23 protein-coding genes are annotated in these 23,215 nt (G+C 69.6%); 11 read left to right on the forward strand and 12 right to left on the reverse strand.

The annotated features are described in order from the left end of the window. Entirely contained in the window at nucleotides 1–639 is a 639-nt protein-coding gene (gene folE, locus ACIO3S_RS21755; RefSeq protein ID WP_201451186.1) for a GTP cyclohydrolase I FolE, read from the forward strand. Here folE and ACIO3S_RS21760 read toward each other — a convergent pair. Continuing rightward, on the reverse strand, nucleotides 636–2,156 hold the full coding sequence (locus tag ACIO3S_RS21760; RefSeq protein ID WP_400467812.1) for a polysaccharide pyruvyl transferase family protein: 1,521 nt from the start codon (nucleotides 2,154–2,156) through the stop codon (nucleotides 636–638). The genes folE and ACIO3S_RS21760 overlap by 4 nt on opposite strands. Nucleotides 2,157–2,261: 105 nt before the next feature. Here ACIO3S_RS21760 and folP point away from each other — a divergent pair, with 105 nt between their 5' ends. The 8 genes from folP (at nucleotide 2,262) to ACIO3S_RS21800 (ending at nucleotide 8,705) form a co-directional block, all read left to right on the forward strand. After that, on the forward strand, nucleotides 2,262–3,068 hold the full coding sequence (gene folP / locus ACIO3S_RS21765) for a dihydropteroate synthase (protein WP_400467982.1): 807 nt from the start codon (nucleotides 2,262–2,264) through the stop codon (nucleotides 3,066–3,068). Next, on the forward strand, nucleotides 3,065–3,445 hold the full coding sequence (gene folB, locus ACIO3S_RS21770) for a dihydroneopterin aldolase (protein ID WP_400467813.1): 381 nt from the start codon (nucleotides 3,065–3,067) through the stop codon (nucleotides 3,443–3,445). The genes folP and folB overlap by 4 nt, the downstream gene beginning before the upstream one ends. Further along, nucleotides 3,442–4,008, forward strand: coding sequence for a 2-amino-4-hydroxy-6-hydroxymethyldihydropteridine diphosphokinase (gene folK / locus ACIO3S_RS21775; protein ID WP_160026380.1), 567 nt, complete (start codon nucleotides 3,442–3,444; stop codon nucleotides 4,006–4,008). Before folB ends, folK begins: the two co-directional genes overlap by 4 nt. 81 nt (nucleotides 4,009–4,089) lie before the next feature. Next, nucleotides 4,090–4,527 (forward strand): DUF3180 domain-containing protein, encoded by a 438-nt coding sequence (locus tag ACIO3S_RS21780; RefSeq protein WP_400467814.1) that lies wholly within the window; start codon nucleotides 4,090–4,092, stop codon nucleotides 4,525–4,527. 15 nt (nucleotides 4,528–4,542) lie between these two features. Then, nucleotides 4,543–5,136: a hypothetical protein gene (locus tag ACIO3S_RS21785; RefSeq protein WP_160026382.1), complete on the forward strand. Its 594-nt coding sequence runs from the start codon at nucleotides 4,543–4,545 to the stop codon at nucleotides 5,134–5,136. A 225-nt stretch (nucleotides 5,137–5,361) separates the two neighbouring features. Next, on the forward strand, nucleotides 5,362–6,042 hold the full coding sequence (locus ACIO3S_RS21790) for a hypothetical protein (RefSeq protein WP_400467815.1): 681 nt from the start codon (nucleotides 5,362–5,364) through the stop codon (nucleotides 6,040–6,042). Further along, nucleotides 6,033–6,401: a hypothetical protein gene (locus ACIO3S_RS21795; protein WP_400467816.1), complete on the forward strand. Its 369-nt coding sequence runs from the start codon at nucleotides 6,033–6,035 to the stop codon at nucleotides 6,399–6,401. Before ACIO3S_RS21790 ends, ACIO3S_RS21795 begins: the two co-directional genes overlap by 10 nt. A gap of 9 nt (nucleotides 6,402–6,410) precedes the next feature. Next, a complete protein-coding gene (locus ACIO3S_RS21800) occupies nucleotides 6,411–8,705 on the forward strand; it encodes a glycosyltransferase (protein WP_400467817.1) in 2,295 nt (764 codons plus the stop codon). 13 nt (nucleotides 8,706–8,718) lie between these two features. Here the strand turns inward: ACIO3S_RS21800 and ACIO3S_RS21805 are convergent, their stop codons facing one another. Genes ACIO3S_RS21805 through ACIO3S_RS21825 form a run of 5 tightly spaced genes read right to left on the reverse strand, consistent with a single transcriptional unit; the run spans nucleotide 8,719 to nucleotide 13,954 of the window. Continuing rightward, a complete protein-coding gene (locus tag ACIO3S_RS21805; RefSeq protein ID WP_400467818.1) occupies nucleotides 8,719–10,353 on the reverse strand; it encodes a hypothetical protein in 1,635 nt (544 codons plus the stop codon). Then, entirely contained in the window at nucleotides 10,350–11,189 is an 840-nt protein-coding gene (locus ACIO3S_RS21810) for a hypothetical protein (RefSeq protein WP_160026386.1), read from the reverse strand. The genes ACIO3S_RS21805 and ACIO3S_RS21810 overlap by 4 nt, the downstream gene beginning before the upstream one ends. Nucleotides 11,190–11,193: 4 nt before the next feature. Next, on the reverse strand, nucleotides 11,194–11,958 hold the full coding sequence (locus ACIO3S_RS21815) for a class I SAM-dependent methyltransferase (protein WP_400467819.1): 765 nt from the start codon (nucleotides 11,956–11,958) through the stop codon (nucleotides 11,194–11,196). After that, a complete protein-coding gene (locus ACIO3S_RS21820) occupies nucleotides 11,955–12,959 on the reverse strand; it encodes an NAD-dependent epimerase/dehydratase family protein (protein ID WP_400467820.1) in 1,005 nt (334 codons plus the stop codon). The genes ACIO3S_RS21815 and ACIO3S_RS21820 overlap by 4 nt, the downstream gene beginning before the upstream one ends. Next, a complete protein-coding gene (locus ACIO3S_RS21825) occupies nucleotides 12,956–13,954 on the reverse strand; it encodes a glycosyltransferase (RefSeq protein ID WP_400467821.1) in 999 nt (332 codons plus the stop codon). Before ACIO3S_RS21825 ends, ACIO3S_RS21820 begins: the two co-directional genes overlap by 4 nt. A 73-nt stretch (nucleotides 13,955–14,027) precedes the next feature. Between ACIO3S_RS21825 and ACIO3S_RS21830 the strand changes: the two genes are divergently transcribed. After that, nucleotides 14,028–16,331: a hypothetical protein gene (locus ACIO3S_RS21830; protein WP_400467822.1), complete on the forward strand. Its 2,304-nt coding sequence runs from the start codon at nucleotides 14,028–14,030 to the stop codon at nucleotides 16,329–16,331. Nucleotides 16,332–16,346: 15 nt separating this feature from the next. Here ACIO3S_RS21830 and ACIO3S_RS21835 read toward each other — a convergent pair whose 3' ends face one another. From ACIO3S_RS21835 to pseB, 4 genes are all read right to left on the reverse strand, one after another. Further along, on the reverse strand, nucleotides 16,347–17,492 hold the full coding sequence (locus ACIO3S_RS21835) for a hypothetical protein (RefSeq protein ID WP_400467823.1): 1,146 nt from the start codon (nucleotides 17,490–17,492) through the stop codon (nucleotides 16,347–16,349). Between the two features lie 76 nt (nucleotides 17,493–17,568). Continuing rightward, complete coding sequence (locus tag ACIO3S_RS21840) at nucleotides 17,569–18,291, reverse strand: cytidylyltransferase domain-containing protein (RefSeq protein WP_400467824.1); 723 nt, start codon at nucleotides 18,289–18,291, stop codon at nucleotides 17,569–17,571. Further along, a complete protein-coding gene (locus tag ACIO3S_RS21845) occupies nucleotides 18,288–19,409 on the reverse strand; it encodes a DegT/DnrJ/EryC1/StrS family aminotransferase (protein WP_400467825.1) in 1,122 nt (373 codons plus the stop codon). Before ACIO3S_RS21845 ends, ACIO3S_RS21840 begins: the two co-directional genes overlap by 4 nt. A gap of 2 nt (nucleotides 19,410–19,411) precedes the next feature. Next, entirely contained in the window at nucleotides 19,412–20,446 is a 1,035-nt protein-coding gene (pseB, locus tag ACIO3S_RS21850; protein WP_350838819.1) for a UDP-N-acetylglucosamine 4,6-dehydratase (inverting), read from the reverse strand. A gap of 111 nt (nucleotides 20,447–20,557) precedes the next feature. On the opposite strand from pseB, the gene ACIO3S_RS21855 reads away from it, so the two are divergent. After that, nucleotides 20,558–21,613 carry a PseG/SpsG family protein gene (locus tag ACIO3S_RS21855; protein ID WP_400467826.1) on the forward strand — a complete coding sequence of 352 codons (1,056 nt, stop codon included), beginning with the start codon at nucleotides 20,558–20,560 and terminating at the stop codon, nucleotides 21,611–21,613. Here ACIO3S_RS21855 and pseI read toward each other — a convergent pair. Together pseI and ACIO3S_RS21865 are read right to left on the reverse strand one after the other, a co-directional pair. Further along, the gene (gene pseI / locus ACIO3S_RS21860; protein ID WP_400467827.1) at nucleotides 21,610–22,665 is read right to left on the reverse strand and encodes a pseudaminic acid synthase; all 1,056 of its coding nucleotides are present in this window, start codon (nucleotides 22,663–22,665) and stop codon (nucleotides 21,610–21,612) included. The two genes, ACIO3S_RS21855 and pseI, sit on opposite strands and share 4 nt — an antisense overlap. Then, entirely contained in the window at nucleotides 22,665–23,201 is a 537-nt protein-coding gene (locus ACIO3S_RS21865) for a GNAT family N-acetyltransferase (protein WP_400467828.1), read from the reverse strand. The genes pseI and ACIO3S_RS21865 overlap by 1 nt, the downstream gene beginning before the upstream one ends. Nucleotides 23,202–23,215: the final 14 nt, after the last annotated feature.

Consider the following 23,215-nt stretch of genomic DNA (forward strand, 5'->3'; position numbering starts at 1 on the left):
ATGTCCGACAACTTCGATGACGTAGCGCCCGTCCATGTCCCCGAGCGGGACGTGGCGGACGTACCGGTGTTCGACCAGAAGCGGGCCGAGGCGGCCGTGCGCGAGCTGCTCTACGCGATCGGGGAGGATCCCGATCGCGAAGGGCTGCTCGAGACTCCCGCTCGGGTCGCCCGCGCCTACCAGGAGGTGACCCGCGGGCTGCACCAGACGCCCGAGGAGGTCCTCACCACGACCTTCGATCTCGGCCACGACGAGATGGTCCTGGTCCGTGACATCGAGCTGTGGTCGATGTGCGAGCACCACCTGGTGCCGTTCACCGGTGTCGCCCACGTCGGCTACATCCCGGCCTCCTCCGGCAAGATCACCGGCCTGTCCAAGCTCGCCCGGCTGGTCGACGTCTACGCCAAGCGACCGCAGGTGCAGGAGCGGCTCACCACTCAGGTCGCCGACGCCCTGATGGAGCTCCTCGAGGCGCGCGGCGTCATCGTGGTGGTCGAGGCCGAGCACCTGTGCATGACGATGCGCGGCGTCAAGAAGGCCGGCGCCCGCACGATCACCAGCGCCGTACGCGGCACGATGCGCTCCAACGCCACCACCCGGGCCGAGGCCATGGCCCTGATCCGGGGCGGGACCCGCTAGCTCGCCGAGCGACCCAGCCGGCGGCGAACCCTCCGGACGAAGCCGCGCAGGCCCGCTCGTTCCTGGTGACGAGCGAGGTCTGCGCGCAGCTCGTCGATCAGGGCTCGCTGGCGGTCCAGGCGGCCGGCCTGCCGTTCGATCCGGGTCTGCTGCTTGCGCGTGGTCGCCTCGAGGGCTGCGATCCGCTTCGCCTGGCTCTTCACCGACGCGGTGAGCTTCTTCTCGAGCTCCCGCTCGCGACGCCTCGCGGCGGTGTCGGCGTGCTCGGAGGCGGTCTTGAGCGCGTGGATCCGGTCCTCGATGCGCCGGATGGCGTCATCGCCCGATCCTCGGAGCGTGGCGACAGGTGCTGCGGGCTCCAGCGCGGCGAGCTCGGCGTCGTAGGCCGCACTCGTCTGGCCGGGCTGCGCGACGTTCGCCAGATCGGCGTCGTCCAGGAACGAGGTCAGCCGCTTCCAGCCGTCGGCCAGGCGGTTGTGGAAGCTGGTGAAGTCGGCCGCCTGGAACAGCTCGTCGACCGTGGTCTCGGCCCTGAACGAGTCGAGCATCCTGTAGGGCAGGCCGTGGTAGTCGCACAGCTCCAGCACGCGTGAGTCATGAGCGACGACCATGGCCGGGGTCCCGGCGAGCACCGCGGCGACGTTGCCGTGGATACGCGTGCCGAAAGCGAACCGCTGGGTTGCCAGGAACCGCATCCAAGAGCCGGCGTCGAGGAACATCCGGGTCCGGTCCTCGGCGTAGAGCCGGTGATCGCGGTCGATACCCATCTCGGGCTGACGGTGCCGTCCCCACTGGAGCATCGCGAAGTCGTGGTGGGTCTGGCCGACGTACGTCATGTGCGGGTGCCGATCGGCGAAGGCGTCGACGTACGTCTCGAACCAGGGCGCGGTCAGCGGGCTCATCGAGACGGCGATCGGGTCCTCGTCGGCGATCGGGGTGGAGCGCTCGTCGCGGACGGTGAGGTCGGGGCCGTTGAGGTAGATCGACGGACAGCCGATGATCTCGACGTGCTCGTCGCCGTAGCCGAGCCGCCGCAGGTAGGCGGCCGTGATCTCGCCGCGTACGCCGACCTTCGAGGATCGCTCGAGGACGCTGTTCATGAATCGGCGGTGGAGGGCGGCCAGCTCGTCGCCGGGAGCGGTGTCGAGGTCGTCGAGGGAGAGCTGTGCGCCGATGCCGACGATGGTGGTCGGGATCGAGAGCTGTTCGATGAAGGCGGTCAACCGGGTCAGCGGGCGGGTGAACTCCGGCCGGAGGGCGTTGGCCAGCGGCACCACGAAGTGGTCGTACTCGTCGTTGGTCGCCGCGACCTCCTCGGCGGTGAACGCGCGTCGCTCATGGATGAAGCCGTTCGGGACGATCTCGGTTCCGGGCACGCTGAGGAGCCGGTGTGTCGAGTCGGCGAAGAGGAGGTTGCCGACGTTCGTGCCGTAGAACCCGATGCCCCACGCACGCGGGTCGCCCGCCTCGATCACGTCGAACGGGTCCCTCGCTGAGCGGAGCAGGATCTTGGCCACGATGCCTCCCTGGGTACATGAGATGCCGGGCAGCCTGGCTGAGCGGGCCCGCCTGGTCAAGTCTGCCCTTCCGGCGTCGCCGGATAGGGTCGTGACGTGCAGGTCATGGGAATCGTCAACGTCACGCCCGACTCGTTCAGCGACGGCGGACGGTTCTTGGCGACCGATGACGCGGTGGCCCACGGTCACGCGCTCCTGGAGCATGGGGCCGACCTGCTCGACATCGGTGGCGAGTCGACCCGTCCGGGGGCGACCAGGCCCTTGGTGGCCGACGAGCTGGCCCGCGTGGTGCCGGTCATCGAGACGCTGGCCGAGGAGGGCGCGACCCTCTCGGTCGACACGATGCGTCCTGAGGTCGCCGAGGCGGCCGTGAAGGCCGGGGCGAAGATCATCAACGACGTCTCGGGCGGTCTGGCCGACCCGGGGATCCTCCAGGTCGCGGCCGACCACGGTGCGACGTACGTCGTGATGCACTGGCGCGCGCACGGCGCGGAGATGCAGCACCAGGACCACCTCGTCTACGCCGACGGCGTGGTCGCCACGGTCAAGGCGGAGCTGGAGCAGCGGATCGAGGCGGCGCGGGCAGCGGGGATCCAGGACGACAACATCGTGATCGACCCCGGGCTCGGCTTCTCCAAGACGGCCGACGACAACTGGCGACTGCTGGCGGGCGTGGAGGAGTTCCACAAGCTCGGCTTCCCGGTGCTCATCGGGGCCAGCCGCAAGACCTTCCTCGGCCGCCTGCTGGCCGCCCCCGACGGCACCTTGCGTCCGGTGACCGAGCGTGAGAACGCTCACGACGCGATCACCGTCTTCCTCGCGCAACGTGGTGTCTGGGCCACGCGTGTTCATGACGTACGTGCCGCCAGGGACACCCTCGCGGCGGCAGCGAAGTTGGAGAGCATTCGATGAACATTGTGGAACCCGCGGACGAAATCCAGATCCTCGGTCTGGAGTGCTACGGCCATCACGGAGTCTTCGACTTCGAGCGCCGCGAGGGGCAGAAGTTCATCATCGACCTAGTCATCGGCACCGACTCCCGCAAGGCGGCGGAAACGGACGACTTGCATGACACCGTGGATTACGGAAGTCTCGCGATGGCGGTCAAAACCAATGTTGAGCGCGACCCGGTGGACCTCATCGAAACGCTTGCCCAGCGGATCGCGGACATTTGCCTTGCAGACATCCGCGCACTTTGGGTACGTGTTACGGTTCACAAACCGGGGGCGCCTATCGAAGCGACGTTCAAAGACGTCACCCTGACGATCACCCGGAGGCAGAGCACGTGACAGAGGTACCCAACCCGTACATCATCGACGCCGACACGCTCACCGGGGAGATGCGGCCGATCCGGCGGGCGGTGCTGTCTCTGGGCTCCAATCTCGGGGACCGGTTGGCAAACTTGCAGGACGCGTTGAACACCCTCGCCGAGACCCCGGACGTCTGGGTGACCACCATCTCGCCGGTCTACGAGACCGAGCCGGTCGACTCGCCCGCGGATGCCGAGCTCTACCTCAACGCCATCGTCCTCGCCGACACCACGCTCACCCCGACGCGCCTGCTCGAGCGTGCGCTCACCATCGAGGATGCGTACGGCCGCTCGCGCAGCGGCATCTTCAACGAGCCGCGCACGCTCGACATCGACGTCATCTCGGTCGGCGACAAGATCCTCGAGGAGGAGTCGCTGACGCTGCCGCACCCGCGTGCGCACCAGCGCGCCTTCGTGCTCAAGCCGTGGCTCGACCTGGAGCCGAGCGCCGATCTTCCCGGCGTGGGTCCGATCGCCGAGCTGCTGGAGCAGTCCGACCAGTCCGGCATCACCCGCCGCGACGACCTCAGCCTCGAGCTCTGAGCGGATCTGAGCACAGCACCCGAGGACCCCGACCAGGGTCCTGAGAAGGATCCCGCCGACGACGAGCGCCGGCTCCACCCGATGTCGGGCGGAGCCATCACGGCGTGGGCCGTCATCGGGATCGTCGGTGGCTGGCTGGCTCACCCCGTGCTGGAGTCCTGGCGCGGGGTGGCCCCGGTCATCACCTGGGCGCAGCCGCTGGTGCTGCTGCTGATCGCGGCGGCCCTGGGCGTGACCGCCTGGATCACCCACCGCCAGCTGCAGGTACGCGGCGAGCGCATCGAGGCTCATCAGGCGGTCAACCGGCTGGTGCTCGCCCGCGCCTGCACCCTGGTCGGCGCGCTCCTCGCCGGCGGCTATCTGGGCTACGCGGTGAGCTGGCTGGGCTACGACGCCAACACCGCGGCAGGGGAGCGGCTGGTCCGTTCGGCCCTCGCGGCCGTGGCCGGGACCGCGATCCTCGTCGCCGCTCGACTCCTCGAACACGCGTGCCGGGTCCGCAAACGCGATGAAAACTAGCCGTACCGTGGAAGCATGCCTTCCCCATCCGCAACTTCAGTCACACGCAGGCGTCAGCGCAGCACACGCCTGACGGTTGCTGTAGGCCTGCTGGCGCTGGCCGCCATCACGATCACCGCCGCGGTGGCCTCCGGGTCCTGGCTGGTTGTCGTGCTCGCAGCCGTTCTCGGGCTCGCCTGTGGCGCTGCCGCAACCAAGATCACTCACTCCGAGCTTCTCCAGACCCGCCGCGACTGGGCGCGTGACCGGGCCGAGCAGGCCCAGGCCTACCGCGTCGAGTCCGAGAAGAGGGCCGAGGAGAACGCCGAGTTCCGCGAGCACATGGATGCCAAGCTCGCCGAACGAGTCCAGGCCGTCGAGGAGCTCGAGGCCGCTCTGGCCGCCGCTCACCAGCGGGCCGCCGAGGCCGTCCGTCGCCGTGGCGAGGAGGCCCGCCGGGCCGCCCAGGCCGAGATGCGCGGCGAGCAGCTCGAGGCGATGCTCCAGGCCGTCGAAGCGGACGCCGCCGAGGCGGCCATCCGGGTCGCCGAGCTGGAGTCCGAGCTGGATGCCGTACGTGCCGAGCTCGAGGCCGAGCGCACGAGCTGGACCGGGGCTCAGTCCGCCTGACCAGCGCACGACGCACAGATGTATGGATGGTGACGAGGCGCCAACAGCGTCATGGCACTTTGTGTCGCCACGCGTGAAAACGCGCCGTCACGCTCAAATCGATACTCGGGTGGGTAACTGTCGGGGCTCTCGCTCGTTATGATTTTTCCGAACGGGTAACGCGCCTGCCGCGTCCCTGGGATCTGTGACGACGCTGCGACGAGGGTCGTTGGAAAGGGGGAGCCGGTGACGTTGATCGCCGAACGGGCAGTCACGATCACTGAAGGCTTCGCCTACCTACGCGACCTGATGACCACGTACGCCAGAAGGGCGCCGGTGAGGTCGGTCGCCGTGCTCGGGAATGCGCCGCTGGGGCCCAGCGACGACCGGGCGCAGGCCATCGACGACTCGGATCTGGTGATCCGGGTCAACAGCTTCGTGCTGGACGTCCCGGGGGAGCCCCGCGCCCAGGGATCGCGGGCCGACGTGGTGATCTGGAACCGGATCACCCGCCCGACCCGGTTCACCTTCGACCGCTACCGCGAGCGCCTCTACCTCCTCGCCGAGCCGATGCGCTTCCACGGCCGCCTCGAGGTGTGGCCGATGTCGTGGCCGCCCGATCTGGGCTTCGTGCCCATCCCGAACGGGGAGCTGCTCACCGGGACCGGGAACGACCTCGACATCCCCTGGCGGACCGAGAAGCTGGCGCCGACCACGGGCTTCACCGCCGCGTGGCTGGCGATCAACCTGTTCCCGGAGTCCGACATCCTGCTGTCCGGGTTCTCGTTCGTCGACAACCCAGGGCAGACGGAGTGGACCTATCAGGCCGGCGGCTCCTCGCCCGTCGCGCCGGAGCATCGGATCGAGGCGGAGGCACGCGTCATGACCGGCTGGCTCGAGGAGGAGCGCATTTCCCTATGGCGATGAACCGACTGCGCGGCAAGGTCAACAGGTTGGCCGGCTCCGCGACCGACCTGGACGAGGCTCGAGCCACCATCGAGGAGCTGCGCGCGATCACGGACCGGCAGCGCGTCCGTATCGGTGACCTCGAGCGCGAGCTCGCTCGGGTCAGCCCGCAGGTCGCGGCACTCGAGGCGCGTCTGGAGACCCTGCGTGACACGGTCGAGCGCGGCAACCTGGCGGCCGGAGCGCCGTCGGACGGCCACGTCGACGCCTCCTCGATCTGGGCCGAGATCCAGCGTCAGCAGGAGCAGGTGCGCGCTCGGATCACCGCAGCCACGCGTTTCGAGGAGCGGTTGCGAAGGCTCGAGGACGGAGCCACTTAAGGTGAGAATGTGCCGCATCCCGCTCTGAGCATCGTCATCCCGTTTCACAACGTGGAGCCCTTCCTGCAGACGTGCCTGGAGTCGCTTCGCGCCCAGACCTTCTCGGATTTCGAGGTGGTCATGGTCGACGACGCGTCCACCGACGGGTCCGCAACGGTCGCCGACCGGTTCGCGTCCAGCGACGCGCGATTCCGGGTGGTCCCCTCGGAGAAGGTCGGTGTCGGGGTGGCCCGAAACATCGGGATCGAGGCGAGCAGGGGTGACCTGCTCGCGTTCGTCGACGCCGACGACTACGTCCCGGAGTACGCGTACCAGCTCATGACGGACACGTTGGCGCGCTCGGGGTCCGACTTCGTGGCCGGAAACGCCCGCCGGTTCGACTCGGTGTCGGTCTGGCAGTCGTGGTCCCACCGGCGCCCGTTCGTCACCACCCGCATCGCCACGCACTGCAGCCGGACCCACATCCTGGGCATCGACCGCTACATCTGGAACAAGGTCTACCGGCGCGACTTCTGGGACTCCGCCGGCCTCGGCTACCCGGACATGCTCTACGAGGACTACCCGGTCGCCCTTGCCGCGCACATCCGCGCCCGCCAGGTCGACATTCTCGCCGAGCCGATCTACTACTGGCGGCACCGCGACGGTGGCGAGGCCTCGATCACGCAGAGCCACTGGAATCTCGACAACCTCAGCGACCGCGTACGTTCGGCCGAGATGCTCTTCGACATGGTCGAGGAGCAGGCTCCCTACCTGTCCGACCTGGTCAAGTCCCACCTCGCGGCGACGGACGTCCAGGTGCTCGCCCGGTCGATCGAGGACCATCCGGCCGACGAGTCCGGGCGCATCTTCGACCTGGCGGAGCGCTACCTGGCGCGCGTCGACGACGCGATCCTCAACCGTCAGGGACCGTTCGAGCGACTCGTGTTCGATCTGCTGAAGCGCCGGCAGCGTGATGCGCTCACGACGCTGACCCGTTATCGGGCCGAATACGGGACCCAGGCGCCGCTGGCCCGCCGAAGGGATGGCTGGTACGCCAAGCTCCCGTCCTTCGAGGACGCCGCGGTCGGCGTCCCCGACTCGGTGTTCCGCCTGGCACCGGCGTACATGAAGGCCAAGGCGGTGGCGACCGAGGCCTGGTGGGACGGATCCAGGGTCGCGGTCCGGGTCAACATCGGCATCAACACCCTCGCGCTCGCGCCACGCACCCGCTTCAAGGTGTGGCTGGAGAGCCCCGCCGGCCGCCGGGTGCCGGTGGACCACGTCGCTCGGCCGCGGGCGATCCCGTTCGGCCAGGTGGACAGGTCCACGCTCGAGCTGAGCCTCGACCCGTCGCAGCTGGCGGGCGATCGCCAGTGGCGCCTCATGATCGGCATCGGCAACCGCGACGTGCGCGACGTGATCCAGGTGACGACGTCGGGAGACGGACGTGAGAGGTGGCAGGGCTGGCGCCGCATCGGCAACCGCTGGTGCCGCCCGGGTCGCCTCCCGGGCGGCTTCGGGGTCACCGTTCGGGATCTTCCGGACGCCTGGGTGGATCACACCACCGACCTCGGCGACGAGATCGAGATCCGGGGTGCGTTCCGGGGCGCTGCTCCCGAGCATGCGGAGCTGACCCTCACCGACCGCAGCGGTTCGGTGGTGACCCATACGCTGACCATCGGCGAGCGGGGCGAGCGAGGCATCACCCCGTGGCGGCTGACGGTGCCGGTCGAGGCTGTCCTGGAGAAGTCCGGACTGGACATGCCCATGGAGGAGATCGTGCCGACCCGGGTGAAGCTGTCCCGGAAGGGACGTACGTCTCCGCTGCCGGTGCACCCGGACTTCCTCGGGTCTCGGTCGCTGATGAAGGGGCGCGCGGTGAACGCCACCCGCGACCCGAACGGTTCCTTCGTCATCACCGCGACGCCCGACCGTCCCGTCGTTCACGACGCATGGTGGCAGGGTCAGGACCTGATCCTGCGTGGTCCCGACGGTCCCCGGCTGGAGTCCACGGGAGCGGTGCTTCGGACCTGGCCGACCCCGGAGAAGCCCCTCGATGTCGCCCTGGACGTGACCGACCGTGACGGGGTCTTCCTGATCACCGTGCCTGTGGGCGCGCTGCGCCGCACCGTGGTCGAGCACGGGGCCGGTGAGACGTCGCAGTGGTCGTTGCTGGACGGCCGCGAGCACAAGCCGATCGTCGTGGCCCGTGAGCTCTCTGAACGGGTGCCTCAGCCGACCGCTGCCGAGGCGGCGAAGCTCGAGTTCGGCTGGTCCGACGAGATCCACCTGCGGCTCGCGCCGGTCCCGCCCGCCGACGCGTGACCGGCTGAAGCCGCTAGCGCCTGGCCACGCGTCGGATCGCGCGGAGAACCCTTCTGAGCAGGCGGGCCGCGCGCCGGGCCCCGGGCATGCGTCCGAAGCCGGAACGCGCCCGTCCGGGGACGGATGATGCGCGCTTGGCGACTCGGTTGACGGTCGGGGCCTGGCGAGCGCTCAGCTGGTCCTCCAGCTCCTTGATGCGGTCGTTCAGTGCCGCAACGTCGCGCCGGGCCGCTGTGCGTACCTCGTGGGTCATCGTCTGACGCTGACGCATCTGCTGCTTGAACCAGGTCACCTGGCCGCGCAGCGCCTCGTTCTCGTCCGCCAGCTTTCGGAGCTCGCTCGGATCGGCCTCCTGCGGCGCCTGCCGTCCCGCGACCACGGGTGTCATGCCGGTCGCGGAGAGCGCGGACTCTCGCCGTCGGCGTACCTGGTGGACGTCCGCCGGAGTGACCGCGACATCGATGGTCGCCGCGAGCAGGATGGTGAGCTCCTCCCTGCCGCGGCCGGCGGGCCAGGGGTGGCGCCACCCCGTCGCGCAGAGGTACGCCGCGAGCTCGTCCAGCAACCCCAAGAGGATCTCGTCGGCGGACTCGCCGAGCTTCACCGTCGACTCGTGGACCGGGACGACGTGGCCGGCGTCGAGGCCGATCTCGTCGACCTGAAGACCGCACCAGCGCTCGGGCGCGTCGGCGACCGCGTCGCGCAGCCGGCGTACGTGGTGGCGAAGGCCCGAAGCGTCGCGGCGTGCCGAGTCGTGCATGGCCTCGATCAGCCAGGACCGCTCGGCAGCGGTCCAGGAGGTCTCGTCACCGGTCCGATCGACACCGACGACCGACGAGATCGGGGCGAGGCCGCGGGTGACCAGCCAACCGCCGGCGGCTCCCGCGGGTCCCACCGTGTCCAGCGCCTGGCCCAGCGCCGGCTGGACCTCGCGCAGCGTGGGAGTCTCGGAGGGGCGGCCGTGAGCGACCGCGAGCGCCACCGAACAGGCTTCGGGAGCCGCGGCCAGGGTCGGCGCGGCGACGTCGGGCCACAGCGTGTGACCGCGACCGCGGAACCGCGTGCTCGCGTCCGCGAGGCTTCGCGGGTTCGCACGATCATGGACGGGGAAGGACCAGTCGGCGTTCTCGTTGGATGCCTCCGGGTTGACGGCCCTGAGCTGTGCCAGCGGGGATCCCGGGTTGGGAACGACCAGCGCCAGCCGAGAATCGCCTGTCGCGAGGCCGGCGAGGTGCTCGGCGATCGCGTGCCAGTCCGCCGGGTCGGCGTCGATCGATGCGACCCGTCCGAACCCGTCCAGCGCGAGCACGGCGTCGGCCGGCTGATCGGGGGTCCAGGCACGCAGGTCGCCGCAGACGACGTCGACAGCCCTGTGGGCGTACCGCTCGGAGACGAGCTCCGCGTCGGTGTGGGTGCGGAGGACGACGGTCGTGGTCGCGGCGACGTCGACGACCGCGTCGAGCAGGTCGAGGTCGTGCGGGCCGACGACGAGCAGGTGGGAGGCACCGGTCGCCGTCGCAACGGCGAACCGGGTCAGGACCGGTCCGCGCGGGAGCGCCCGGGCGCCGACCGTGTCGGACCAGTCGTACATGTCTCCCGAGACGACGCGGTAGGCGGCGACCGTCGAAGCCGTGTCGATGTCGTTCATCCTGTGATCTCCCATCCGAAGAGCGCGCGCAGCTCAGCGGGCGACGCCATGGCATCCAGCCCGAGCTCGCGCACGGTCGTGGCGCGTACTTCCTCTGCGTCGGTCTCCACCCCGTGGAACTCGGGGAACAACCGTTTGGCCTGCTCGTTTCCGTCTCTCACGCTGGCGTCCCTGACGTCGGCGAAGGTCATCGGGTCGCCGTAGACAGCGACCTCGGCGCCGACCGAGGCGCCGTAGAAGATCGCCGTGGTCAGGCGGTTCGAGGCGACCCGACGGTGGCGGATCTGCTCCGCGTACTGCTTGTGGAGGAAGCGGATGTCGGTGCCCTGACGCAGCGTGCCGCGCTTGCCGTGACAGATGACCCGGAAGCCGGCGTCCTCGTAGCGGCGACGGATCTCCGGCATGTCGTACTCGATCCAGTAGAGGCAGACGGTCACCGGACCCTCCTCGGTGTCACGGATCTCCGCGATCAACCGGTCGTGATCGCCGCTGACCTCACCGTGGTCCCAGGTGTGGAACGGGTAGAAGATCGTTCCCTCGCGCTCGTCGGCCGGGGGTATGGGCTCGACGTCCTTCTTGAGGTCGAGCAGGTAGTTCCACGGAGCACCGATCACGGCATAGTCGCGCCAGCCGACGGCCTGGCCGCGGCGCAGGTTCGCGTGGGACCAGACGAACTTGGGGAAGCCGTACGGCGGCTCGTGGCCCGGGCCGAACCCGTGAAGGAGGTTCCAACCGTGCTGGAGCACGCCCCAGATCGGGCGCGGCTGCTCGAACGGGAGTCCGCAGTACTCCGAGAGGATGTGGGCGTGTCCGTACCAGTGATTGCTCGTGTCCACGTCTTCAGTCTCCTTCGACCTTGACCGCGGCGACCAGCACCGAGGACCCGAACGGCAGATCGAGTCTGGGCAGCAGCCGCTGGTCGATGCGGGTGGCGCCGAGCAGGACCTTCTCGATCGCGGGCGAGACCTCGGGGAGCGGTGCGACGCCGCCGTCGGGGAGCTGCTGGGCGCTGGCCGGGCCGCGCTCCTTGACCCGGGTGACCAAGCGTTGAGCGGCGAACATCGGAAACGTACCGGTGAAGCCGTACGTCGCTCGCACGGGCGAGAGCCCGGCTGCCCGGACCGCGGCCACCGCCCGTCGCAGGGTGTAGCGCCGGTAGTGGTGGTTGTGGTCGTCGTGGCGGGTCCAGGCCCAGTTGTACGCCGGGACCGACATGAGGAAGCGGCCACCGGGGGCGAGGACGCGCTCGATCTCGGCGAGGGCGGTGGCTTCGGGGTCGCAGTGCTCGATGACGTCGAAGGCAGCGACCACGTCGAAGGAGCCGTCGGCGAACGGGAGCCGGATCGCGGAGCCGCACACGCCGCCGTCGGCGAGGCCACGCGGGTCGACGTCCAGCGAGACGTGATGCTCGGCGGTGCCCTCGAGCCAGGTGACGCTGGGCCCGTCGGCGCTGCCGACGTCGAGGAGGCGGCGGGGGGTCCCGACGTACGGCTTCATGACGGTCTCGAGGATCTGGGTGCGCGCTCGGTACCACCAGTAGTCGCTCTGGGCGATCGAGGGAGAGCCTCCCGTCGTGGTGCCCAGCAGCATGCCCGTTTCGGTCATCGGATCGAGATCTCGCTCACGTGCGTCGGAAGTGCGGAGGTACCAGCAGCGTAGGCCAGTGCGATCTCATCGGCGATGCGACGCACGCCAACGGAGAAAGGCGTTTGGGTCCGTTTGTCGAGCTCCGGCCAGACGACGCTGCGGACCCGCAGGTCGCGTGCCTGGCCGGGTGTGCCGGCACCCGGGATGCGCAGTCTCGACCGCCGCCGGAAGACCCGGTTGGTCTCTCCGATGACGGCCGAGAGGGTCGCTCCGGTGCCGGTGGCCAGGATCTTGACGACGGCGTTCGATCCGGCACCGCGGACGTGCTCGTGAAGCCCGTCGAGGGCGTCGACGACCATCTCGGCGCAGTCGCCGACGTAGAGATAGTCCCGGATGGTGTCGAAGGAGACCCAGACCGGCAGCGGCGTGCCGCGCAGCTGGGCCAGACACAGCTGAGAGACGAGGCCCTGGGGCTTGGAGAGCTTCTGGCCGGGTCCGTAGAGGTTGGTGATCCGGCCGAGAAGCGCCACCGATCCGGTCTCGGCGCAGAACGCGGTCAGGGTTTCCTCCATGGCCAGCTTGGCCCTGCCGTACGCCACCAGCGGACGAGGCTCGGAGAGCTCGGTGAACGGGGGATCGGCCGAACCGGCGTAGACGCCACCGACGGAGGACGCGAAGAAGAACGCGAGCCGGGTGGTGGGGCGCAGGGCTGCACGTAGGTCATCCAGTACGTCGCGGAAGAGCGACACCTCGGTCTCGAGCTCGTCTGCCGGGGTGGACACCACGCCGGCGCCGGCGCACCAGGCGATGTTGACGCGGCCGTCCGGCGAGGAGTCGACGAAGGCGGCGAGCTCGGACCTCAGGACGGCGCGGGCGGCGACCGGGTCGTGCCAGGGCACGCTCGTCGTCTGCACGGACGCACCGGAGCGCTCGAGCGCGCTGCGTACGTGGCGGCCGAGCAGACCGCCGCTGCCGACGACGAGCGTGGGCGGTCGGGGCGGGCGCTGAGCGCCGGTCACTCGGGATGACCCGGCTGGGGCGACTCGCGAAGCGGGCCGTTCGCGGGGTCGCTGACGATGACGTAGAGCGGCTTGCCCATCGCCATGTTGACGGAGACGCCGAGGTATTCGGCGATCACTCCGAGGGTGAGCATGATGGCGCCGGAGCAGACCAGCACGGCGGCCATCAACGAGGTCCAGCCCTGCACGGGGACCCCGCCGGCGAGACGGGCGACGACCAGCACGACCGCGAGTACGACGCCGGAGGCGGCGAGCAGGGCTCCGCAGATGCTGACCGCCCGCAGCAGACGGGTGCCGCCGGTGAGCACCATCCGCCAGAAGTGCGACATCAAGGAGCGGTAGTTGTAGCCGGAGGGCCGCTCACCCTCCTCGCGCAGCTCCACCGGGCACGTGGCCACGTCCGAGATCACCCAGCTCAGCGCGACGTCGAGGTAGACGCCGTTGGCGGCGTAGGCGGACACGCTCCGGCCGTACTCGCCCAGGATCAGCCGGAAGCTGTTGAACTGCCGGGCGCTGCCACCGGGCATGAGACGGTCGATGACCACCTTCGAGCCGCGCGAGGTCAGGTTGCGCAGCGGACCGTGGGGCGCGGCGTTGGTGGGGCGGGCGTAGACGAGGGCAGCGCGCTCCCTGAGGGCCGTGTCGAGCATCGGCCCGATGTAGGCCGGGTCGTGCTGGCCGTCCTCGTCCATCGTGACGATCCAGTCGGATCCCGACGAGGCCAGGCCGGCGAGGGTCGCGGCGTGCTGGCCGAAGTTACGGCTCAGCCAGATCGGGCGAACGATGTCGTACTTCTCGGCGAGCTGTCGCATGGCGAGGTCAGAGGTGTCCGGGCCATGGTCGTGGACCAGGAGGATCTCGGTGACACGTCCCTGGTGCCCGTTCGGGGTGGCGAACGGTTCGGCGAGGTCGACGACCTCGCTCACCACGTCCGGAAGCGTCTCGGCACCGCGGTAGACCGGGATGACGACGGAGACGGTGTGGGTGGGGGACATTGCTAGGAAAATAGCGCATTCGGAGGGGCTTCGGTGTACTCGGTGTAGGCGTTTTGTTGGCATGATCTCCCGGGTGACTGCAGACCAGGCAACCGTGGGCGTCGCGCCTGCCGCGAAGCCTTCCTCGGACCGCATGTTCTTGATCTCCGGTGGTTCCTGGTCGGGGCTCCTCCCGGGCGCGCTGGTCGTGGGCGTGACGCTCGTTCTCGCGGTGCGTGTCGCCGGGGTCGGACTCGGTGACGCGCTGCTCTTCACCGGGTACGTCCTGGCGTTCCTCACCTTCCCGGGGACCGTGGTGTGGCGTGCGGTCGCGAAGCCGGGACCGACGATCGGCAACGACCTGGTGCTCGGCACCATCCTCGGGCTCGTCCTCGAGCTGCCGCTCTATCTACTGCTGCGGCTGTTCGATCTCACCCAGCTGATCTACGCCTACCCCGTCGCGGTGCTCGTGGGTGTGGCGGTCGTCGTCTGGCGGCGCCGGCGGATCGCGCCCGTGGTGATCGGTCGGGCGAGCCTGTGGTCGTGGGCCGGCGCGGCGGTGGTGTGCGTACAGCTCCTGCTGGTCGCGAAGCGGGTCTGGTCTCACCGGCCGATCGATGCGTTGCGATCGCCCTACGTCGACGAGCCCTTCCACCTTGCGATCGCCGGCGACCTGCTGCACCACTTTCCGGCCCAGATGCCGTGGGTGGACGGCACCCCGCTCTTCTACCACTGGCTGGTCTACGTCCACCTCGCCTCGGCGGCGACGGTCACCCACCTCGAGCTCGTCGTGCTCCTGCGCAGCCTGTCGACGGTGCTGCTGGTTGTGCTCGCGGTCGCCGGAGCGTACGCAGCGGCCACCCGTCTCACCGGTCGGGCATGGCCCGGCTTCGTCGCTGCGCTCGTCCTCATCACGGGAGCGACCCCCGACTTCTTCGGCTGGACGAGCCTGGTCAGTCCCGCGCAGCTGGCCTTCGACTCCGTCGTCCGCATGTTCAACAGCCCGACGCACGCCTTCGTGATGCCGCTCCAGATGGTCCTGATGGTGCTGGTCGTCGAGGTGATCCGGGGCGAGCAGCGGCGATGGCCGGTGTGGCCGCTGATGATCGTCGTCATGATCGCTGTGGCCGGGGCGAAGTCGTCTGCCCTGCCGACGATCATCGCGGGCCTGCTCCTGGCACTCGTGATCTCGGCCGTGCTGCGCCGCAAGCAGACGGTTCTCACCCTGGGCGCTCTGCTCGGCTCGGCCGTCGTCGTCTTCCTGGTCGCGCAGCAGGTGTTCTACGGCGGCGGCACCCGGGCGACGACGATCGATCTCAACGGAAGCACCGTCCAGCGACTGGGCATCCTGATGCTGCCGGAGGGGGAGGCCCTCCCCGGGTCCGCGCCGGTGTCGATCTGGATCTGCTTCACCGTCGGCTTCGTCCTCGTCACGGTGCCGCTGATCGTCGGCCTGGTGCGTGGCGGCTGGCGACGGCCCGAGTTCGTGTTCCTGGTCGGCCCCTGGGCCGCTGCTGCCGGCGCGTTCATGGTCCTGAGCCATCCAGCGCTGAGCCAGGCCTACTTCCTCCTGGGAGCCAGCGGGTTCTTCGCCGTCGCGACGGCTGTCGCGCTGTCGGATATCAACCCCGGCCGCCTGTCGCGGCGCGATGGCGTCCGGATCGTCGGCTGCGCCGCGCTCGGCTGGCTCGCGCTCGTGGCGGCGAGACTGTTGGTGGGCGATGACATGCCGGCGAACGGCTCGGTCTTCACCTCGACCTTGCTGACCCAGCTCGTCGTCGGGCTGCTGGTGCTCGCCGTCGCCGTCGCCATCGTGCTCCTCTACGCCAGGCGCTCGGCGATCGCGGCGCTCCCGGCCGTCGCGGCGTTGATGCTGGGCGTCGTGGTCGCCGGCGCTCCGCAGACCGTCGCTCTCGCGGGGGCCGGCCCCTCGATTCCCCGAGGTGCTCCCACGGACATCATCGGCCCGGGCGGAATCGCCGCCGCACGGTTCGTCCGGGCTCACTCGCAGCCGGACGAGCTGATCGCGACCAACGCCCACTGCATCGGGCTGCCCGTGCCCGACTGCGACCGCAGGAACTTCTGGATCGCGGCGTACGCCGAACGTCGGGTGCTGGTGGAAGGGTGGGCCTACATCGACCCGCTGGTGGTCGGGCTGCCGTCCACGGACCTCAACAACTCGGCCTACCTGCCGTTCTGGGACCCCGAGCTGCTCGAGGCCAACGACGCGGCCATCACGCGTCCGTCACCGGAGACGATCAGCACGTTGCGTGACGAGTTCGGCGTCGACTGGCTTGTCGTCGACCGCCGCTATCGCGCTGACCTCCCCGGCATCCGCCGCGAGCTCGGTCAGCCGCGCTTCAAGCGCGGGCTGTACTCCGTGTTCGACCTGCGCTGACCCATCACGCCTCGGTCAGCGGCGCAGGAGGCGACGGAGCCGGCCCCGCTGCGAGGCCTCCGCTTCCCGTCGACGGGCGCGGGCGTCCTCGACCTCCTGCTGGATCTCCTCCGGGATCGTGTGCAGGCCCTGCATGACCAGCTTCACGACCGCCATCACCTCGTCGCCCGGGATCTCGGCGTAGTCGCCGATGTTGTAGTCGGGGAAGGTGCTGTTCTCGATCATGTCGGTGAACGAGAAGCCGCCGAGCTTGCCGATGAGGAGGTTGTCGTCGCGGTAGTCCTCGAGCAGCTCCTGCCGGAACTCGGAGGTCATGTAGACCGCGCTGGTGTCATTCCAGCCGAGCTGGGTGGCCTTGGTGACGAACTCGCCACGAAGGATCTGGATCCACTTCAGGCGAGTGGCCTTCCAGGAGTCGGCGCCTCGGAGCCGGCCACGCATCGGTGCGGCTGCCACGATCGGAGCCAGGTGCCGCGCGGTCTCGACGGTCCGCCAGCCGGATCCGACGTTGCTCGACCCCGCCCCCTCGCCCTGGATCGGGAGCTCGCACGTGCTGAGGAAGTCCGCGACCGCGTTCCCGTGGCGCAGCTCCTTGCGGATGAAGGGGCGAAGCCGCAGGTCGACGTCCGGGATGGCAGTGGTGATGGTGTCCGCGAACTCTCCGTAGCGCAGGAAGCTCATGTCGAGCGGTGACCACTCGCGGAACTCCTCGAAGGGGAGATCGACCAGCTCGGCGTGCTCCGGCCTCATCACCATCAGCCGCTCGACGTAGAAGGCGTTGTAGAACGTGGCCTGATCGCGGACGTAGTGGACCCAACGGACCTTCGCGCCCGCCTGGCGCGCGTACTCGCCGATCGCGCTGATGTGCTCGGGCTTGAGCAGCGAGAACGACTCGCACGAGATCACCGTGGTCTCCGCGGTGCCCGAGGCGATCGACTCGACGAGCTGCTCCCAGGTGCCGAGGGCGGGCGTGAAGAGCACCTCGCCGAGGAGCTGGGAGTAGAGGTTCTGGTGCTGCACGCTGTGCGTGCCTCGGCCGATCGTGGGATAGGCGATCTCCGGAGGGAGCTTCCCCTCGCGGCTGGCGCGGGCAAGGAAGGTCTGGATCGCCGTGCTCCCGGTCTTGAAAGTGCCGGAATGGACGATCAGAGTCTTCTGCATGCAACGCTCCAAGTGTCGCTGCTGGAATGGGGTGCGGCGCGACGTCCCGCGTGGCTCGAATCTTACCGGCAGGGGCTTATTGGCCGAGCTTCTTCTGCTCGATCTGGGCGTTGATCTCGACCAGCTCGGGATGGGCCTCCAGGAGGGAGACGAGGCCACGGGTGTCGAGGCGATGCGCGTCGTGGTCCTCGATGAGGATCTGCAGGAGCCGCAGGTCCTCGGGGGTGTCGAGAGTGATCCGGTACGCCGAGGCGTCCCGCTCCCACGGCAGGTTGAGCTTGGGCCGGGTGTGGTCGGTGTAGAGCCACGGGGTGACGTGCTCGCGGTGGGGCGTCTCGGTCGCGAGCCGGTCGGCCTCCAGCAGCGCCGCCGCGGAGAAGACCTCGAAGTCGAGCCCTCGCGGGTAGGTGCGCTCCAGGGCGTTGCTGGCATAGAGCGCGGGATCGTCGGCGGCGACCCAGTCGTCGATGCCGCGGCGTACGACCTCGCCGTCGATCAGGGGGCAGTCGCTGGTCACCCGGACGACGACGTCGGGCTCGAACTCCCGCACCGCCAGCGCGAAGCGCGACAGCACGTCGGGCTCGCTCCCGCGGACGACGCCGGCGCCGAGCTTGTCGGCCAGGACGGCGACCGGGTCGTCGTCGACGTTGGTGGTCGTCGCGACGATCACCGGGAGCCCGGCCGCGGTGAGCCGGGTGAGGTGGTGCTCGAGCATGGTGATGCCCGCCGCCTCCCGAAGCACCTTGCCCGGGAGACGGGTGCTGGTCATGCGTGCCTGGGTGATGACCGCGGCCTTCACAGGGTTCCGATCAGCGTCTCGACGACCTGGTCGACCTGGTCGTCGGTCAGGTCGGGGTACAGCGGCAGGGAGAGCTCCTCGGCGTAGAACGCCTCCGCGTTCGGGCACATCCCGCGCTGGTAGCCCAGATCCGCATAGACCGGGTGCCAGTAGACCGGGATGTAGTTGACCTGTACGCCGATGCCGGCCGCCCGCATCTTCTCGAACACCTCGCGCCGACGGTCCTCGAGGATGCGCACCGGATAGAGGTGCCAGGCCGGATCGACGCCCTCGCGCTGGACCGGCAGGCGCAGCCCGTCGATGCCGGCGAGCGCGGCGTTGTAGCGAGCGGTGATCTCCGCGCGGCGCTGCTTGAACCCGGCCAGCCTCGTGAGCTGGGAGAGCCCGAAGGCGCACTGCAGGTCGGTGAGCCGGTAGTTGAGCCCGAACTCGTGTACCTCCTGGTGCCACGGCCCCTCGTCCTTGATCCGAAACCGGTCGGCGTCACGCATCAGCCCCACGAAGTGGAACTCGTGGGCCCGCTGCGCGATGGCGGCGTCCTTGGCGACGACGGCGCCACCCTCGGCGGTGGTGAGGTTCTTGGTCGGGAAGAACGAGAGCGTGGTCAGGTCGGCGAGGTCTCCGACCGGGCGCCCGCCGGATGAACCACCGATCGAATGGGCGGCATCCCCGAGGGTCAGCGCGCCGACCCGGTCGGCGATCGGCTGCAGCGCGGCGTAGTCGGCCGGGTGGCCCGCGTAGTCGACGGCGGCGATCACCTTGGTGCGGTCGGTGACGACGGCGTCGACGGCGGCCGGGTCGAGGAGGGCGGTGTCCTCCTCGACGTCGGCGAAGACGACCTTCGCGCCGAGCAGCGAGGCCCCCGACGCGGTCGCGACGAACGTCATCGGCGTGGTGACGACCTCGTCACCGGCACCCACCCCGGCAGCGGCGTAGGCGATGTGGAGGGCAGCGGTGCCGGAGGTGCACGAGACCGCCCGGTGCCCACCGACCAGATCGGAGAGCGCCTGCTCGAATGCGGCGACGGTCGGCCCGGTGGTGAGCCAGTCGCCACGCAGGATCGCCGTGACTGCCTCGATGTCCTCCTCGGAGACCGACTGGCGGCCGTAGGGCAGCATGCTCAGATCCCCGACTCCAGAACCTTGCGGAGGTCCTCGGCGTCGTACCAGATGTCGTTCTTGTCCGAGGCGCAGTGGAAGCCGTCGGGGACCGGTACGGCGTCCATGATCGGCTTGTAGCCCCACTGCGGGTTCTCGGGCTCGATCACGTAGTACTTCCCGTCGCGGATGCTCACCGCGCGGCGGCCCTCCTCCGGGCTGATCATCTCCTCGTGGAGCTTCTCGCCGGGGCGGAGCCCGATGTCGACGAGCTTCGCTCCCGGCGCGACCGCCTCCGCCAGGTCGACGACCTTGTGGGAGGGGATGTGGGGGACGAGCAGCTCGCCGCCCTGCATGATCTCGAAGGTGTCGAGCACCATCTGCACCGCCTGCGGCAGCGTGATCAGGAACCGGGTGCACCGCATGTCGGTGATTCCGAGCGCCTCGCCTCGCTCGGCCATCGCCTTCCACTTCGGGATGATCGAACCGCGCGAGCCGGTCACGTTGCCGTAGCGCACCACGGAGAACCGGGTCTCGTAGGAGGAGGCGTAGTTGTTGCCGAGGATGAAGATCTTGTCGGCCGTCAGCTTGGTCGCGCCGTAGAGGTTGATCGGCGACGAGGCTTTGTCCGTCGAGAGGGCGACGACCTTCTTGACACCGGCGTCGATCGAGGCCTCGACGACGTTCTGCGAACCCAGGACGTTGGTCTTGATGAACTCGAAGGGGTTGTACTCACCGGTGTCGACCTGCTTGAGCGCAGCGGCGTGGACGACGTAGTCGACGCCGTGGAGCGCCCGGTGCAGGCGGTCGCGGTCGCGGATGTCCCCGATGAACCAGCGGAGCCTCGGGTCGTTGCCGAACAGCTGGCGGCACTCGTACTGCTTCAGCTCATCGCGCGAGAAGACGATCACGCGGCGCGGGTTGAAGGTGTCCAGGAGGTGGCGGATGAACGCCTTCCCGAACGAGCCGGTCCCGCCGGTGACCAGGATGCTGGCGCCATCGAGAGGATGGTTGATCGGGGCGTCGGACTCTTGAACGTCCGAATTGGGCACGGTCACAGGGATGCTCTCTACTCTGGGCCTCACTGGTGCGCCAACGACACGGCGCGCAAAAGGTGACACATGCCGTGCCGTCCGCCGAAACGGACGAATCCGAGAGGTTGCGCATACATGTCCGTGGGATCGGTCGAGGCCGAAGGTCTGTGCGTGGCCATGGTGTGCGATGCCGGTCCCGATGTCGGGATCGGGCACGTCATGCGCTGCCTGGCTCTCGGGGAGGAGCTCGTCGCCCGAGGCGTACGTGTCGTGATGGTCGCGGAGCTGGACCGGGTGCCGTGGGCAGCGGAGCAGGTGCGGCGCCGGGGGATCGAGATCGCGTCGCCGGAACCGGGCGACGTCCGCGACGTTCTCACCCGCCTCGAGCCGTCGTCGGTGGTCGTGGACTCCTATCTCCTCCCGGCCGCGGTCTACACCGACATCCGGGATCGCTGGCCGCTGCTCGCGCTCACCGACGGTGATCCGCGCGGACGGGTCGCCGACCTCTACCTGGACCAGAACCTCGGCGCGGAGGCCGCCACCTGGGCACTCCCCGAGGGATCCAGGCATCTCGGCGGGCTCGGCTACGCCCAGCAGCGGCGTGAGATCGTCCGGCAACGTCCGAGCGCGCCCAAGGCCGCCGCCGACGAGCACGCGCCGCTGCGAGTGCTGGCCTTCTTCGGCGGAACCGACGCCTTCGGGGTGGCGCCACGCGTCGTGCGCCTGGTCGCGCGAGCAGGGATCGCCGTGGAGCTGACCGCCATCGCCGCCACCCCGGAGCTGGCCGCCGAGATCGCCGGCATCGAGCTCGCGCCGGGCCAGGCCGTCCACGTGATCGGGCCGACCGACACCCTGGCCGAGCTCGTCGCCGACGCTGACGTGGTGCTCAGCGCCGCCGGCACCTCGGCCTGGGAGCTCTTCTGCCTCGGTGCGGCGGTCGGGTTCGTCTGCGTCGCCGACAACCAGAAGGACGCGTACGCCCGGATGGACCAGGACCGGCTGGCCGTCGGGATCGCCACCCTGGCCGAGCTCGACGGCGACTCCGCCGACGCCGTGGCCCGGATGCGTGACCTGCTGGGCGACGTACGTCTGCGGGAGAGGCTGCGCTCCGCCTGCTGGGCCATGGTCGACGGCCGAGGGGCGGAGCGCGTCGCCGACGCGTTCCTCGCCCTCGACCGCGATCAGATCTAGACGAGGTCCCAGCTGAGCGGTGTGCCGGCCGGGGCGTCCTGGGTGAAGGTGCGGCCGAAGACGATGTCGACGTCACCCGGCGGCAGCCCGTCGGCGGGGCGGACGGAGCGTACGTTGTCCGGTCCGACCTTCTCCCCGGCACGCACGTCGCGGGTGATGAAGAGCGAGCGGCGGAATCGCAGGCCCTCACGCTCGGCCGACTTCGGGCCGATCCGGGCCTCGCCGAGCGCCTGCCAGGCGATCTTGGTCTCGCTGACGAGCGAGGCGAACTCGTGCGGCTCGAGGGAGAAGTCGGAGTCGACGGCGCCGTCCGCGCGCGAGAGCGTGATGTGCTTCTCGATCACGCAGGCGCCGAGGGCGACGGCGGCGACCGAGGCGCCGATGCCGAGCGTGTGGTCGGAGAGGCCGACGGCGACGTCGAGCCCGTCACGAAGCACCGGGATCCCGCGGAGGTTGGAGGCCTCCGGAGGAGCCGGGTAGGACGCGGTGCACGCCAGCACGACGAGGTCGTCGTTGCCGGTCGCTCGTGCCGTACGCACCGCCGCATCGATCTCGGCGAGCGTCGCGGTGCCGGCGGAGATGATCATCGGCAGCCCGGTCTCGGCGATCGCGCGGACCAGCGGCAGGTCGGTGATCTCGGAGGAGGCCGACTTCAGCATCGGGACGCCGAGCCCGACCAGGAAGTCGACCGCAGTCGGGTCGAACGCGGCGCTGAACGGCACCATCCCGAGCTCGCCGGCCAGCGAGAAGATCGGCTCGTGCCACTCCCACGGCGTGTGCGCCTCCTCGTAGAGCTCGTGAAGTCGGCGGTTGGGCCACAGCGGGTGGTCGGCCGAGAGCCGGAAGGCGGGGGTGTCGACGTCCAGGGTGATGGTGTCGGCGGTGTAGGTCTGGATCTTGAGCGCGTGCGCGCCGGCCTCGCCCGCGGCGCGCACGATGTCGAGCGCCCGCTCCAGGTCACCACCGTGGTTGCCGGACATCTCCGCGATCACGAACGGCTCGTGGCAGGGACCGATCGTGCGGTCCCCGACGGTGATCTCGTGGTCGGTCATCACTGCTCCTTGCCGGAACGTCGGGTCGGTCGGTCGTCGCGGTGCAGGCTGACCGGGATGGCGGTCACCACGCCGTCGTCAGTGGTCTGCTCGTAGGGCTCGCCCTCGGTGAATCCGAGCCGGCGGTTCATGGCGCGTACGGATTCGTTGTGGGGGAGCACCTCGCCCTCGAGGAGGTCGATGTCGAGCCCGTCGGGCTCGGGAGCGAAGGCGTACGCCACGGCCTCGCGCATCACCTTGGTCCACGCCAGCAGCGCGGTGCCGTCGGCGGTGGTGCCGTCATGGTCGAGGTAGAACCCCCAGGAGGCCGACCGGGCGACGGGATCGTGGTCGAAGAAGGTCACCACGCCGAGGGGGCGGTCGGCGTACTCGAACATCAGCACCCGCCGGGCCGGATCCTGGGCGACCCGGGACCACCAGGCGGCGTGCTCATCGGCGGTGATCAGATGCTGGTTGATGCTCACCGACCGGTTCGCCTCCTGGTTGCGCCACGCCAGCATGCTCGGCAGGTCGGCGTCGGTCGCCGGTCGTAACATCGGTCTCCTCGGAC

The sequence above is a fragment of the Nocardioides sp. NPDC087217 genome (assembly GCF_044744805.1).
Classification (GTDB): Bacteria; Actinomycetota; Actinomycetes; order Propionibacteriales; family Nocardioidaceae; genus Nocardioides.

What these genes read in the sequence shown, in the direction of transcription:
- folE (WP_201451186.1), top strand. Translation starts at nt 1, where the DNA reads ATGTCCGACAACTTCGATGACGTAGCGCCCGTCCATGTCCCCGAGCGG.
- folP (WP_400467982.1), top strand. Translation starts at nt 2,262, where the DNA reads ATGGGAATCGTCAACGTCACGCCCGACTCGTTCAGCGACGGCGGACGG.
- folB (WP_400467813.1), top strand. Translation starts at nt 3,065, where the DNA reads ATGAACATTGTGGAACCCGCGGACGAAATCCAGATCCTCGGTCTGGAG.
- ACIO3S_RS21780 (WP_400467814.1), top strand. Translation starts at nt 4,090, where the DNA reads ATGTCGGGCGGAGCCATCACGGCGTGGGCCGTCATCGGGATCGTCGGT.
- ACIO3S_RS21785 (WP_160026382.1), top strand. Translation starts at nt 4,543, where the DNA reads ATGCCTTCCCCATCCGCAACTTCAGTCACACGCAGGCGTCAGCGCAGC.
- ACIO3S_RS21795 (WP_400467816.1), top strand. Translation starts at nt 6,033, where the DNA reads ATGGCGATGAACCGACTGCGCGGCAAGGTCAACAGGTTGGCCGGCTCC.
- ACIO3S_RS21805 (WP_400467818.1), bottom strand. Translation starts at nt 10,353, where the DNA reads ATGAACGACATCGACACGGCTTCGACGGTCGCCGCCTACCGCGTCGTC.
- ACIO3S_RS21815 (WP_400467819.1), bottom strand. Translation starts at nt 11,958, where the DNA reads ATGACCGAAACGGGCATGCTGCTGGGCACCACGACGGGAGGCTCTCCC.
- ACIO3S_RS21825 (WP_400467821.1), bottom strand. Translation starts at nt 13,954, where the DNA reads ATGTCCCCCACCCACACCGTCTCCGTCGTCATCCCGGTCTACCGCGGT.
- ACIO3S_RS21835 (WP_400467823.1), bottom strand. Translation starts at nt 17,492, where the DNA reads ATGCAGAAGACTCTGATCGTCCATTCCGGCACTTTCAAGACCGGGAGC.
- ACIO3S_RS21845 (WP_400467825.1), bottom strand. Translation starts at nt 19,409, where the DNA reads ATGCTGCCCTACGGCCGCCAGTCGGTCTCCGAGGAGGACATCGAGGCA.
- ACIO3S_RS21855 (WP_400467826.1), top strand. Translation starts at nt 20,558, where the DNA reads ATGTCCGTGGGATCGGTCGAGGCCGAAGGTCTGTGCGTGGCCATGGTG.
- pseI (WP_400467827.1), bottom strand. Translation starts at nt 22,665, where the DNA reads ATGACCGACCACGAGATCACCGTCGGGGACCGCACGATCGGTCCCTGC.
- ACIO3S_RS21865 (WP_400467828.1), bottom strand. Translation starts at nt 23,201, where the DNA reads ATGTTACGACCGGCGACCGACGCCGACCTGCCGAGCATGCTGGCGTGG.